The sequence below is a fragment of the Streptomyces coeruleorubidus genome, assembly GCF_028885415.1.
In the GTDB taxonomy this organism is placed as follows: Bacteria; Actinomycetota; Actinomycetes; order Streptomycetales; family Streptomycetaceae; genus Streptomyces; species Streptomyces coeruleorubidus_A.
The window spans coordinates 7,524,503-7,537,731 of sequence record NZ_CP118527.1; the positions used below are offsets into that span (position 1 = coordinate 7,524,503).

The following is a 13,229-nucleotide window of genomic DNA, read 5'->3' on the forward strand; positions in this document are numbered from 1 at the left end:
TGCAGCGTGCCTGTGGGCGTTGGACCGCCTTTTCCTCACCGGGACTCCCGAACCGTGTCGAAGTAGTTCATTCCCTCGCCGGTGAAGTCCTCGACCGCGGACCGGACTTCCTTCACCGACAGGGATGCGTTCGCGTTGTAGTAGAGCCAGTCCACCTTCATGTCCCACGCGCGGTCGCCTTTGAACGGCAGATCCACGAACCAGTGGTTGAAGTTCACGGACATCCTGGAGCGCGGGGCGTACTTGCCGTCGCTGGAGAAGAGCTTCTCGCCGTCCATGCGGTAGGTGACGACGTCGTCCTCGACTGTGATCATCATGGTGTGCCAGCCGTCGAGGCTCTTGTTGGTCGTCCTGTAGACGCGGTCGTTGCTCTCGTGGTCGTACCAGGAGACGGTGTCGAGCTTGGGACCGGGGCGGCCCCAGCCGCCGTTCGGCATGTACTCGTTGTCGAGCTCGCTGTACTTCGTGCCGCTGCCGCCGATCGTGTAGAAGGTCTGGTTGACGTGGTCGCCGCCCTCGCCCTTCGCCGGATCGTCGCTGAAGTGGATGCGGGCCGCGTAGGTGCCGTCGCGGAACTCGCTGCTCCGGGTGCCCAGACTCGCCTGTTCGGTGCCCGCCTTGGTGCCGTCGGTGCTCGCCCGCAGGTTGAGCACCTGGCCGTCGGCCAGGGCGCCCTCGGCGGTGGGGAAGGTGACGTTCTCCGCCGACCAGGTGTTCTCGATGCCGGGGCCGCCCTTGCTGGTGCGGACCAGCCAGCCGTGCTTGAACAGGGCCGGGTCCTTGGGGCCCTGGTAGGTGAAGTCGTCGAACAGCACTCCGGCCGGGGGAGCCGGCACCGGGTCGGGCGCGGCGGCCTTCGCCGAGGCCTTCTTCCCGTCGCTCGCCTTGGTGCCGTCCGGCTCCTCACCCCAGGCGAGGACGCCCCGCTTGTACGCGGTGACCTTCTCCGCCTCCTTGTAGGACGTCATCCGGGCGTCGAAGGAGCGGTCGTCGGACTGCTTCAGCCGCTTGTGGTCGGTGCGGAAGAGCTGGAGGTCGATGCCCTTGCTGTTGGCGCCCGGCCTCAGGCTTCCCGCGCCGGCCGTGAACCTGACCTCCAGGTAGTGGTCGGCGGTGTCGGTGGCCTCGTCCATCGTGACGACCCGGCCGGCGACGTGGGAGCAGCCGAAGGCGGCGTTGACGCAGTTGAAGGCGTACGACGAGGGACCCGGGGCGCCGTCGGCCGTGAAGTAGTACCGGAGCGTCACATCGCTCAACGGCAGTGCCTTCTCGGTGTCGTTGAAGACCTCGAACGAAGGCTTGGCCGCCGCGGCCGTGGCCGGAGTGTCGGTCCGGTAGCGGACCTTGAGCTCGGGCGGGTCCGGGTTCGCCGCCTTCCACACGGGATACAACGCCGTGCCGCCGGCGGCGACCACCGCCACCAGGAGCAGGAGCCTGATCTTGGGCCACACCCGGCGTCGGGGTGGGCGGCGGCGGGAGGACGCCACGAAAGACTCCTTCGAGGACACCCGGCGGTCTCTCGTGGAGACCGTCAGAGTCAGGTAAACAATGGTCAGATTGTGTGAGGATCCTATCCGTGGCGGCATACGGAAGGGGGGTGGGGCGTCCGGATCGTTACCGCACGCCCCACCCCCCTCAGGGGTTACGCGTTACGCGGGCACGCTCGCCACGCCCTGCGCCAGGAACCTCTCGCCGTTGACCCGCTCGGAGACGCCCTCGCGGTCCAGGTACGGCGTGATGCCGCCCAGGTGGAACGGCCAGCCGGCGCCCGTGATGAGGCACAGGTCGATGTCCTGCGCCTCGGCGACGACGCCCTCGTCGAGCATGATGCCGATCTCCTGCGCCACCGCGTCGAGCACCCGCTCGCGGACCTGCTCCTCCGTCAGGACGCTGTCGCCCTGCTTCAGCAGCGCGGCGACCTCCGGGTCCAGCTCGGGCTTGCCGCTGTCGTAGACGTAGAAGCCGCGCTTGCCCGCCTCGACGACCGCCTTGAGGTTCGGGGAGACCGTGAAGCGGTCCGGGAACGCCTTGTTGAGCGTCTCGGAGACGTGCAGGCCGATCGCCGGGCCGACCAGCTCCAGCAGGACCAGCGGCGACATCGGCAGGCCCAGCGGCTCGACCGCCTTCTCGGCGACCTCGACCGGGGTGCCCTCGTCGATGACGTTCTGGATCTCGCCCATGAAGCGGGTCAGGATGCGGTTCACGACGAACGCCGGGGCGTCCTTCACCAGCACCGCGGTCTTCTTCAGCTTCTTGGCGACGCCGAACGCCGTGGCCAGGGAGGCGTCGTCGGTCTGCTCGCCGCGGACGATCTCCAGCAGCGGCAGCACGGCGACCGGGTTGAAGAAGTGGAAGCCGACGACCCGCTCGGGGTGCTTCAGCTTCGACGCCATCTCCGACACCGACAGCGAGGAGGTGTTGGTGGCCAGGATCGCGTGCGCCGGGGCGACCGCCTCGACCTCCGCGAACACCTTCTGCTTGACGCCCATCTCCTCGAACACGGCCTCGATGATGAAGTCCGCGTCCGCGAAGCCCTCGGCCTTGTCCAGGACACCGGTCACCAGCGCCTTGAGGCGGTTGGCCTTGTCCTGGTTGATACGGCCCTTGCCGAGCAGCTTGTCGATCTCGGCGTGGACATAGCCCACACCCTTGTCGACGCGCTCCTGGTCGATGTCGGTCAGCACGACCGGCACTTCCAGGCGGCGCAGGAACAGCAGCGCGAGCTGGCTGGCCATCAGGCCGGCGCCGACGACACCGACCTTGGTGACCGGGCGGGCCAGGGACTTGTCCGGGGCACCGGCCGGGCGCTTGCCGCGCTTCTGCACCAGGTTGAAGGCGTAGATGCCGGCCCGCAGTTCGCCGCCCATGATCAGGTCGGCGAGCGCCTTGTCCTCGGCGTCGTAGCCCTGCTGGAGGTCGCCGTTCTTGGCGGCGGCGATGATGTCCAGCGCGCGGTAGGCGGCCGGAGCGGCGCCGTGCACCTTGGAGTCCGCGATGAAACGGCCCTTGGCGACGGCCTGGTCCCAGCCCTCGCCGCGGTCGATCACCGGGCGCTCGACCTCGATCTCGCCCTTGAGGACGGACGCGGTCCAGATCAGCGACTGCTCCAGGAAGTCCGCGCCCTCGAAGATCGCGTCGGCGATCCCGAGCTCGTGGACCTGCTTGCCCTTGAGCTGCTTGTTCTGGTTGAGGCTGTTCTCGATGATCACCGAGACGGCCTTGTCGGCGCCGATCAGGTTCGGCAGCAGCGTGCAGCCGCCCCAGCCCGGGACCAGGCCGAGGAACACCTCGGGGAGCGAGAACGCCGGGAGGGCCGCGGAGACGGTCCGGTAGGAGCAGTGCAGACCGACCTCGACGCCACCGCCCATCGCGGCGCCGTTGTAGTACGCGAAGGTCGGCACGGCCAGCTTGGACAGCCGCTTGAAGACCTCGTGGCCGCCCTTGCCGATGGCGAGCGCGTGCTCGTACTCCTTGAGGATCTCCACGCCCTTGAGGTCGGCGCCGACCGCGAAGATGAACGGCTTGCCGGTGATGCCGGCGCCGACGATCTCGCCGTCCGCCGCCTCCTTCTCGACCTGGTCGATCGCGGCGTTGAGGTTCGCCAGCGAGGCCGGGCCGAAGGTGGTCGGCTTGGTGTGGTCCAGGCCGTTGTCCAGGGTGATCAGGGCGAAGCGCCCGGCATCGGCGGGGAGGTCGAAGTGGCGTACGTGCGCCTGCGTGACGACCTCGTCCGGGAACAGCTCGGAAGCCTGCTTCAGAAGCTCGGCGGTGGTGCTCACTTGTCCCCCTCGAAGTGCGGGTTCTCCCAGATGACCGTCGCGCCCATGCCGAAGCCGACGCACATGGTGGTCAGGCCGTAGCGGACGTGCGGCTGCTCCTCGAACTGGCGGGCCAGCTGCGTCATCAGGCGGACGCCGGAGGAGGCCAGCGGGTGGCCGAAGGCGATGGCGCCGCCGTACTGGTTGACGCGCTCGTCGTCGTCGGCGATGCCGTAGTGGTCGAGGAAGGCCAGGACCTGGACGGCGAAGGCCTCGTTGATCTCGAACAGGCCGATGTCGGAGATGGACAGGCCCGCCTGGGCCAGCGCCTTCTCCGTCGCCGGGATCGGGCCGTAGCCCATGACCTCCGGCTCCACGCCCGCGAAGGAGTAGGAGACGAGGCGCATCTTCACGGGGAGGTCGTTCTCCCGCGCGAACTCCTCGGAGGCGATGAGCGAGGCGGTGGCGCCGTCGTTCAGACCGGCCGCGTTACCGGCGGTGACCCGGCCGTGGACGCGGAACGGGGTCTTCAGGCCCTGGAGGTTCTCCAGGGTCGTGCCCGGGCGCATCGGCTCGTCGGCGGTGACCAGGCCCCAGCCCGTCTCACCGGCCTCGGGGGAGGTACGGCGCACCGAGACCGGCACCAGGTCGGCCTGGATCTTGCCGTTGGCGTACGCCTTGGCGGCCTTCTCCTGGGAGCGCACGGCGTACTCGTCGGCCCGCAGCTTGGTGATCTGCGGGTAGCGGTCGTGCAGGTTCTCCGCGGTCATGCCCATGAACAGGGCCGACTCGTCGACCAGCTTCTCGCTCACGAACCGCGGGTTCGGGTCGACGCCCTCGCCCATGGGGTGACGGCCCATGTGCTCGACACCGCCGGCGATGGCGATGTCGTACGCGCCGAAGGCGACGGAGCCGGCGACCGTGGTCACGGCCGTCAGGGCGCCCGCGCACATGCGGTCGATGGAGTAACCCGGCACGGACTGCGGCAGGCCGGCGAGGATCCCCGCGGTACGGCCGATGGTGAGGCCCTGGTCGCCGATCTGGGTGGTCGCGGCGATGGCGACCTCGTCGATCTTCTTCGGGTCGAGACCGGGGTTGCGGCGCAGCAGCTCCCGGATCGCCTTCACGACGAGGTCGTCGGCACGGGTCTCGTGGTAGATGCCCTTCGGGCCCGCCTTGCCGAACGGGGTGCGGACGCCGTCTACGAAGACGACGTCCCTGACGGTACGAGGCACGATGGCTCTCCTCCAGGGTCCAGGACGCTGAGCGCTTGCTCATCCCATGCTACTTATGAGTAACGTAGCTGCCCAGTCCTGACATGGCGAGCGGTGAAGGTCACACCTTCGGCGGCGCAGTGGATCCCCGGGGCGTCAGCACAGGAGTGGGCACAGGATGCGACCCGCCCTCACTCCCCGTGATCACCGAGAACAGCGTCCGAGCCACCTCCGCCCCGAACCCGTGCACGTCATGACTCATCGCCGACAAGGTCGGATGCGTCAGCCGGCACAGCTGCGAGTCGTCCCACGCCAGCAGCGACACGTCCTCCGGCACCCGCAACCCCATCTCCGCCGCCACGGACAGCCCCGCCACCGCCATGATGTCGTTGTCGTACACGATCGCCGTCGGCCGGTCCGGCGGCGCGGCCGACAGCAGCGACCGCGTCGCCCGCGCCCCCGCGTCGCCCGAGAAGTCGGTCGCGACCTGCCACGCCCCGGCCAGCGCCAGCGCCCCCGCCGCCTCGTCGAACGCCGCCGTCCGGATCACCGTGTGCCCGAGGGCCGCCGCCCCGCCCACCCGGGCGATCCGCCGGTGCCCGAGCGCGGCCAGATACCGCACCGCCTCCGTCACGGCCGTCGCGTCGTCGGTCCACACGGAGGTGAGCCCCCCGGTCAGCGAGGGATGCCCCACGGCGACCACCGGCAGCCCGAGCCGCTCCACCAGGCCCACCCGGGGATCGTCGGCCCGGAAGTCGACGAGGATCGACCCGCCGATCTGCCGCCCCCGCCACCACGACTCCTGGACACCCACCTCCTCGTCCAGGTTCCGTACGAGTCTCAGCAGCAGGGAACAGGAGTGCTCGGCCAGGACGCTCTCCACGCCCGAGACGAACTCCATGTACCAGGGTTCGAGCCCGAGCACCCGCGCCGGCCGGCACACCGCGAGCCCCACCACGTCCACGCGCGAACCGGCCAGCGTCCGCGCCGTGAGGTTCGGCGCCCAGCCCAGCTCCCGCGCCGCCCGGAAGATCCGGTCCCGGGTCGCCTCCGACAGCCCGGGCTTGTGGTTGAACGCGAGTGAGACGGCACCCTTGGACACGCCGGCGCGCGCGGCGACGTCCTTGATGGTGACGCGGGGGGTCGGCGTCGCCGTCATCCGGCGGGCTCCACGCAGTACAGGGCCGAACGAGCACGCTCCGCGTCCGGAGTCTTCCAGCCGCGTACCCCGATGGTCACCTCTTCACCCGGCAGCAGCGTGACCAGCCCCCGGTCGGCCCGCGCCCCCGGATCCAGCCGGTCGGCCTGGAGCAGCAGGTCCCGGACCAGGGTGCGGGCGGTGACGGTGATGCCGCCCGGGGCGAGAGCGACATCGAACCGAGGGGCGGGATAAGGGACTTCACGATCCGGCACCGGGAAGTACAAGGCCCGCAGCCCACCCGCGCCCGCGTTCCCGCTCGATCCAGCGCCCGCGCTCGTTCCCCCGCCCGCATCCGCGACGAGAAACTCCTTGGGCCCGGCCGGCGTCAGCTCGCGCGGTACGTCGACACGTGCCACGCTCCGCCCCCCGGCCGTCAGCTCCACGGCTGCCTGCCCCAGCACCTCGCCCTCGACGGACATCCGCCGCAGGGTCAGCGCCGGCGTCCAGTCCCCGGCCGCCTGGTTGACGGCGGCCAGCACCAGCCCGCCGTCCCGCGCCTGGAGCGTCAGCAACCGGTCCGCGTACAGCCGCTTCAGCTCGTGGTACAGCGGTTTCTCCCTGCCGTCCCCGTCGATCGCCGCCCAGGACGTCACCGGCCAGCAGTCGTTGAGCTGCCAGACGACCGTGCCCGCGCACACCGGCCAGTGCGAGCGCCAGTGCTCGATCCCGGCGGCGACCGCCCGCGCCTGGTTGACCTGCATCAGGTAGTGCCAGCGGTCGAAGTCCCCGTCCGGCACGGCGAAGTGCCGGGCCAGCCCCCGCTCCAGCTTCCCGTTGCCGTCGTCGGCCTTCTGGTGGTGCAGCATGCCGGGGGAGTCCGGCGCGAGCTCCTCCCCGGGCAGCGCCCGGCGCAGCGTGGCGTACGCGGGCGGCGCCTGCCAGCCGAACTCGGCGACGAACCGGGGCGCGCTCAGCCGGTAGTCGGCGTAGTCCTCACGGTTCCACACCTCCCAGGAGTGGTGCGTGCCGTGCGCCGGATCGTTGGGATGCCGGTCCCATGACCCGGACCAGGGACTCCCCGCCGTGTACGGCCGCGTCGGATCCAACTCCGCCACCACACGAGGCAGTACGCCCAGGTAGTACCCCTCGCCCCAGGAGTCCCCCGCCAGCCGTGGCTCCCAGCCCCAGTCCCTGAAGCCCCACAGGTTCTCGTTGTTGCCGTTCCACAGCACCAGCGACGGATGCGGCATCAGCCGTACCACGTTCTCCCGGGCCTCGGCCTCCACCTCACCGCGCAGCGGCTGTTCCTCCGGGTAGGCCGCGCAGGCGAACGGGAAGTCCTGCCAGACCAGCAGCCCGAGTTCGTCGCAGGCGTCGTAGAAGTCCTCGCTCTCGTAGATCCCCCCGCCCCAGATCCGTACGAGGTCCACGCCCGCTCCGGCGGCCTGCTCCAGTCGTTCCCGGTAGCGCTCGCGGGTGATCCGGGACGGGAAGACGTCGTCGGGGATCCAGTTGACGCCCCGCGCGAAGAGCCGCTCGCCGTTGACGACGAGGGTGAAGCCGGTGCCGTGCGCGTCGGACCGTTGATCCAGTTCCACGGTCCGGAAGCCGATCCGCCGCCGCCACACGTCCAGCGCGTCGTCGCCGTGCAGCAGCCGCAACTCGACGTCGTACAGCGGCTGTTCGCCGTAGCCACGCGGCCACCACAGCCGGACGTCCGGCACGCGGAGCCGTACCACCCCGCCCGCCCCCTCGACCTCCGCGCGGGCCCGCACCCCGCCCACCTCCGCCTCCAGGGTGAGCGGCGTCTCGACCCGGGTCCGCTCCACGTCCACGGCCAACTCGACGACACCCACCCCCTCGTCGACGGTGACCAGCGGACGCGCCCGGGCGATCCGGGCCGTCGACCAGTGCTCCAGGCGCACCGGCCGCCAGATCCCGGCCGTCACCAGGGTCGGCCCCCAGTCCCAGCCGAAGGAGCAGGCCATCTTGCGCAGGTACTGGTAGGGCTCGGCGTAGGCGGCGGGCCGTTCGCCCAGCCGTCCCCGTACGGCCTCGGCCTCGGCGTAGGCGGAGACGAACCGCACGGCCAGCCGCCCCGACAGCCCCGTCACGTCGAACCGGTACGAGCGGTGCATGTTCCGCACCTTGCCCAGCAGCCGCCCGTCCAGGGAGATCTCGGCGACGGTGTCGAGCCCGTCGAAGACCAGGTCGGTCTGCTCCTGCGCGGAGGTGCTCGTGAGCTCGCGCTCGTACGTCCAGTCCCGGCGCCCCACCCACGCCACCTCACACTCGCCCAGGCCCAGGAACGGGTCCGGGATCACCCCGGCCGCCATCAGGTCGGTGTGCACGCAGCCCGGCACGGAGGCCGGGAGCGGGCCCGACTCGTGCCGCAGGATCCATCCGTCGCCGAGCGGTGTGGCCTCCAGCATGCGCACTCCCTTAACCGGTCCAGTGAAGAGTCGTGTACAGGTCTTCGCAGCGTTGGCGGGAATGGGACTTTACCGGTTGAGAAAGCGCTGTCAGAGTGCCGAACCAGCCATACCGCACGTGCTCTTCCGTCCCGAGTTCCTCTCCGCGAACGGAGCTGATGCACATGAACCGCCGTACCGTCCTCGCCCTCGCCGTGGGCGCCGCCCTGCTGGCCTCGGGTTGTACCGGCACCGGAGGCACCTCGAAGGGCGCGGATGCCGAGGCGCCCGACGATCCCGCCAAGGTCGACGGGACCATCACCGTCCTCACCCACCGGACCGACCTCGTGCAGGACGGGACGATGAAGAAGTACGCCGCCGAGTTCAACAAGACCTACCCCAAGGTGAAGGTCGAGTTCGAGGGCCTCACCGACTACGAGGGCGAGGTCAAGATCCGTATGAACACGAAGAACTACGGCGACGTCCTGATGATCCCGGCCGTGATCGAGAAGAAGGACTACCCGAAGTTCTTCGCCTCCCTCGGCACCCAGGCCGAGCGGAGCAAGAAGTACCGCTTCACCGACTACTCCACCGTGCAGGGCAAGGTCTACGGGCAGAGCCCGATCGGCGTGGTCCCGGGCTTCGTCTACAACAAGAAGGTGTGGAGTGCCGCCGGCGTCACCGACTGGCCCACGACCCCGGCCGAGTTCCTCGACGGTCTCAAGGCCATCAAGGCCAAGTCCGACGCGGTCCCGTACTACACCAACTTCAAGGACATGTGGCCGCTGACCCAGTGGACGCACGTCAACGGCTCCGTCGGCTGCGACACCCGGGCCACCACCAGGCTCGCCGAGGGCAACCCCTGGGCCGAGGGCGCCGACCTGCGCGTCGGGGACCAGCTGCTCTACGACATCGTGCACTCGGACCTCATCGAGAAGGACCCGACGACCACCAACTGGGAGGCGTCCAAACCCCGCCTGGCGAAGGGCGAGATCGCCACGATGTGGCTCGGCTCCTGGGCGATCGTGCAGATGCGGGACGCGGCGAAGCAGGCGGGCACCGACCCGGCCGACATCGGCTTCATGCCGTTCCCCGCCCAGAAGAACGGCACGTTCTGCGCGGTGACGTCGCCCGACTACCAGCAGGCCGTCAACGTCAACTCCGACCACAAGGCCGCCGCCCGCGCCTGGATCGACTGGTTCACCGACAAGTCCGGCTACGCGGACGCCAACCTGGCCCTCTCGCCCCTCAAGGACGCCCCGCTGCCCGACGTCCTCAAGCCCTACGAGGAGGCGGGTGTGAAGCTCCTCGACATCGACGACACCAAGGGCGCCGAGGTCAAGTCCATCGACAACCAGTCCGAGGTCGGCATCTACAAGCCCGACTACCGCCAGGACCTCGTCGACCTCGCCCGCGGTGCCCGCAAGGGCAGCCTGGACGACTTCCTGACCGGGCTGGGCGAGAAGTGGACCGAGGCGCAGCAGAACCTGGGGTCCTGATGACCGACACCACCCGGAAGGCGGCGCGGCCGGTGCCACCGGCCGCGCCCGCCGGGCCGACACCGCCCACCGCCGCGCGCCGGCCGCGGCGGTGGCGGGGCGTGACCCCCTGGCTGTTCCTGATCGCCCCGCTCGTCCTGCTGATCGCCTTCACCTACGCGCCGATCGTCAACATGGTCGCGTACAGCTTCACCGACTGGGACGGCGTCAGCCCGGAGCTGCGCTACACGGGCGCCGAGAACTACGCCGAACTCTTCACCCGCCCCGAGCTGTTCGAGGTGTTCTTCGTCAGCGGCTACTACCTCGCCGCGTCCGTGGTGCAGATCGCCGCCGCCCTCTATTTCGCCACCGTCCTGAGCTTCAACGTCCGCTTCCGCAACTTCTTCAAGGGTGTGCTCTTCTTCCCGTACCTGATCAACGGCGTCGCGATCGGCTTCGTCTTCCTGTACTTCTTCCAGGACGGCGGCACCCTCGACGCGATCCTGAGCCTGTTCGGCTACGACGGCGACCGCGCCTGGCTCGGCACGCCCGCCTCGGCCAACGTCTCCCTCGCGGGCGTCTCCGTATGGCGCTACATGGGCCTGAACTTCGTCCTCTTCCTCGGCGCGATCCAGTCCATCCCGGGGGAGCTGTACGAGGCGGCCGAGCTGGACGGGGCGAACCGCTGGCAGCAGTTCCGCCACATCATCGCGCCCGGCATCCGGCCCGTGCTGAGCCTGTCGGTGATCCTGTCCGTCTCCGGGTCGCTGTCCGTCTTCGAGATTCCGTACATCATGACCGGCGGCGCGACCGGCACCGAGACCTTCGTGATCCAGACCGTGAAGCTGGCCTTCCAGTTCAACAAGACGGGCCTCGCCTCGGCGGCGGCCGTCGTACTGCTGCTGATCATCCTGGCGGTGACCTGGGTGCAGCGGCGCCTCGTCCCGGACGACAAGGTGGACCTCGTATGACGCGGCGTGCCGTGGCCCGTGCCCTCGTGTACCTGTCCCTGGTCCTCGCGACGCTGGTCGTGCTCCTGCCACTCACCGTGGTCTTCCTGACCTCGCTGAAGACCTCCGGGGAGATGGCGGACGACAGCGGTGCCCTCACGCTGCCCGACGACCCGCTCAACTTCGACAACTACGTGACGGCGTTCCAGGACGGCCGGATGCTCTCGGCGTTCGGCAACACGGCGGTCATCCTGGTCGTCGCCATCGGGGGCACGGTCCTCATCGGCTCGATGACGGCGTACGCCATCGACCGCTTCCGGTTCCGCTTCCGGAAGCTGGTCCTGGCCCTGTTCCTGGTCGCGGCGCTGGTCCCCGGGGTGACCACCCAGGTGGCCACGTTCCAGATCGTCAACAGCCTCGGGATGTTCGACAGCCTCTGGGCGCCGATCGCGCTCTACATGGGTACGGACATCGTGTCGATCTACATCTTCCTGCAGTTCGTACGGTCCATCCCGGTCTCGCTGGACGAGTCGGCCCGCATCGACGGCGCCAACGCCTTCACGGTCTACCGGAAGGTCATCTTCCCTCTGCTCAAGCCGGCGATCGCGACCGTCGTGATCGTGAAGGGGATCAACGTCTACAACGACTTCTACATCCCCTTCCTCTACATGCCCTCCGAAGATCTTGGCGTGATCTCGACGTCCCTGTTCCGCTTCAAGGGCCCCTTCGGAGCCCACTGGGAGACCATCTCGGCAGGCGCGATCCTCGTCATCGTCCCGACGCTGGTCGTCTTCCTGTTCCTGCAGCGGTTCATCTACAACGGTTTCACGCGAGGTGCCACGAAGTAGGAGACCTGCCTCTCGGGGTCGCGGCCGCCGTACGACGAGAAGCCCTACGGCGGCTAGGCCTCCTTGACGGACAGAGCCTCCACCAGCACGGGCGTCACCAACTCCACCTGCCACGGCCGCGCGCCGTACCCCGCGAGCGCGGCCACCACGGACTCGGCATCGACCACCGCCGGCGGCTCCCAGCAGACCCGCCGAACCGTGTCCGGCGTGATCAGATTCTCCTGCGGCATGCCGAGCCGCTCGGCCAGCGCCGAGACCCCCGTCCGGGCCGCGGACAGCCGAGCCGCGGCGACAGGATCCTTGTCCGCCCAGGCCCGCGGCGGCGGAGGCCCGGTCACCGGCTGCCCCGGCTGCGGCAACTGCGCCTCGCTCAACGCCTTCGCCCGGTCCACGGCCGCCTGCCACTGCTCCAGCTGCCGCTTGCTCATCCGGTGTCCGAAACCGTTCAGCGCGGCCAGCGCGTGCACGTTGGCCGGAACCGCCAGCGCGGCCTCCACGATCGCCGCGTCCCCGAGCACCTTGCCGGGTGAGACGTCCCGCCGCTGCGCGATCCGGTCCCGGGTCTGCCACAGCTCCCGTACGACGGCCAGCTGCCGCCGCCGGCGCACCTTGTGCATGCCGGACGTACGCCGCCACGGATCCTTGCGGGGCTCCGGCGGGGGAGCGGAGGCGATCGCGTCGAACTCCTGATTGGCCCACTCCAGCTTGCCCTGCCGGTCCAGCTCCTTCTCCAGCGCGTCGCGCAGGTCGACGAGCAGCTCGACGTCCAGCGCCGCGTACCGCAACCAGGGCTCGGGCAGCGGCCGGGTGGACCAGTCGACGGCGGAGTGTCCCTTCTCCAGGACGTAACCGAGGACGCCCTCGACCATCGCGCCGAGGCCGACCCGGGGGAACCCGGCGAGCCGCCCGGCCAGCTCGGTGTCGAACAGCCGCGTCGGCACCATGCCTATCTCGCGCAGGCAGGGCAGGTCCTGGGTGGCGGCGTGCAGCACCCACTCGACGCCGGAGAGGGCCTCGCCCAGGGCGGACAGGTCGGGGCAGGCCACGGGGTCGATCAGGGCAGTACCGGCGCCCTGGCGGCGCAGCTGGACCAGGTAGGCGCGCTGGCCGTAGCGGTAGCCGGACGCCCGCTCGGCGTCGACGGCGACCGGGCCGGAGCCCGCCTCGAAGGCGGCGATCACCCGGGCCAGGGCAGCCTCGTCCGCGATCACGGGCGGAATGCCCTCACGCGGTTCCAGCAAAGGGATCGGCGCCTCCGTAGCAGAAGATCCGCCGTCGTCCGGAGGAGCGCCTCCGGTGGTTCGCAGTGAGCTGTCTGCTGCGGTCTCGTGGGCGTCGGTCACATGTCAAGGGTATCCGTGTATGGCCAGCGCCCGTCGACGGAACGTTCCGTCGACGGGCGCCCGAGGGTCGCAAACCAGTCAGGTCG

General features: G+C 69.8%; 9 protein-coding genes. 3 read left to right on the forward strand and 6 right to left on the reverse strand.

Annotated elements, in window-relative coordinates; all coding sequences use genetic code 11:
• Positions 1-35: 35 nt before the first annotated feature.
• The 5 genes from PV963_RS34850 to PV963_RS34870 form a co-directional block, all read right to left on the reverse strand.
• Positions 36-1,487, reverse strand: coding sequence for a cellulose binding domain-containing protein (locus PV963_RS34850; RefSeq protein ID WP_274820443.1), 1,452 nt, complete (start codon positions 1,485-1,487; stop codon positions 36-38).
• Positions 1,488-1,649: 162 nt separating this feature from the next.
• On the reverse strand, positions 1,650-3,779 hold the full coding sequence (locus PV963_RS34855) for a 3-hydroxyacyl-CoA dehydrogenase NAD-binding domain-containing protein (protein WP_274820444.1): 2,130 nt from the start codon (positions 3,777-3,779) through the stop codon (positions 1,650-1,652).
• Entirely contained in the window at positions 3,776-4,993 is a 1,218-nt protein-coding gene (locus tag PV963_RS34860; RefSeq protein WP_193508758.1) for a thiolase family protein, read from the reverse strand. Before PV963_RS34860 ends, PV963_RS34855 begins: the two co-directional genes overlap by 4 nt.
• Before the next feature lie 100 nt (positions 4,994-5,093).
• Positions 5,094-6,131, reverse strand: coding sequence for a LacI family DNA-binding transcriptional regulator (locus tag PV963_RS34865; protein WP_274820445.1), 1,038 nt, complete (start codon positions 6,129-6,131; stop codon positions 5,094-5,096).
• Positions 6,128-8,545 (reverse strand): glycoside hydrolase family 2 protein, encoded by a 2,418-nt coding sequence (locus tag PV963_RS34870; protein ID WP_274820446.1) that lies wholly within the window; start codon positions 8,543-8,545, stop codon positions 6,128-6,130. Before PV963_RS34870 ends, PV963_RS34865 begins: the two co-directional genes overlap by 4 nt.
• A 164-nt stretch (positions 8,546-8,709) precedes the next feature.
• Between PV963_RS34870 and PV963_RS34875 the strand changes: the two genes are divergently transcribed.
• The 3 genes from PV963_RS34875 to PV963_RS34885 are packed head-to-tail and all read left to right on the forward strand — an operon-like array spanning position 8,710 to position 11,800.
• Positions 8,710-10,023 carry an ABC transporter substrate-binding protein gene (locus PV963_RS34875; protein ID WP_274820447.1) on the forward strand — a complete coding sequence of 438 codons (1,314 nt, stop codon included), beginning with the start codon at positions 8,710-8,712 and terminating at the stop codon, positions 10,021-10,023.
• Complete coding sequence (locus tag PV963_RS34880; RefSeq protein WP_274820448.1) at positions 10,023-10,973, forward strand: carbohydrate ABC transporter permease; 951 nt, start codon at positions 10,023-10,025, stop codon at positions 10,971-10,973. Before PV963_RS34875 ends, PV963_RS34880 begins: the two co-directional genes overlap by 1 nt.
• Positions 10,970-11,800 carry a carbohydrate ABC transporter permease gene (locus tag PV963_RS34885; protein ID WP_274820449.1) on the forward strand — a complete coding sequence of 277 codons (831 nt, stop codon included), beginning with the start codon at positions 10,970-10,972 and terminating at the stop codon, positions 11,798-11,800. The genes PV963_RS34880 and PV963_RS34885 overlap by 4 nt, the downstream gene beginning before the upstream one ends.
• Positions 11,801-11,853: 53 nt before the next feature.
• On the opposite strand, the gene PV963_RS34890 is transcribed toward PV963_RS34885, so the two are convergent.
• Positions 11,854-13,143, reverse strand: coding sequence for a ribonuclease D (locus PV963_RS34890; RefSeq protein WP_274820450.1), 1,290 nt, complete (start codon positions 13,141-13,143; stop codon positions 11,854-11,856).
• Positions 13,144-13,229 lie beyond the last annotated feature (86 nt).

Bases quoted from the DNA above. Each gene is read 5' to 3' on its own strand.
- PV963_RS34865 (WP_274820445.1), bottom strand. From the start codon at position 6,131: ATGACGGCGACGCCGACCCCCCGCGTCACCATCAAGGACGTCGCCGCG.
- PV963_RS34870 (WP_274820446.1), bottom strand. From the start codon at position 8,545: ATGCTGGAGGCCACACCGCTCGGCGACGGATGGATCCTGCGGCACGAG.
- PV963_RS34875 (WP_274820447.1), top strand. From the start codon at position 8,710: ATGAACCGCCGTACCGTCCTCGCCCTCGCCGTGGGCGCCGCCCTGCTG.
- PV963_RS34880 (WP_274820448.1), top strand. From the start codon at position 10,023: ATGACCGACACCACCCGGAAGGCGGCGCGGCCGGTGCCACCGGCCGCG.
- PV963_RS34885 (WP_274820449.1), top strand. From the start codon at position 10,970: ATGACGCGGCGTGCCGTGGCCCGTGCCCTCGTGTACCTGTCCCTGGTC.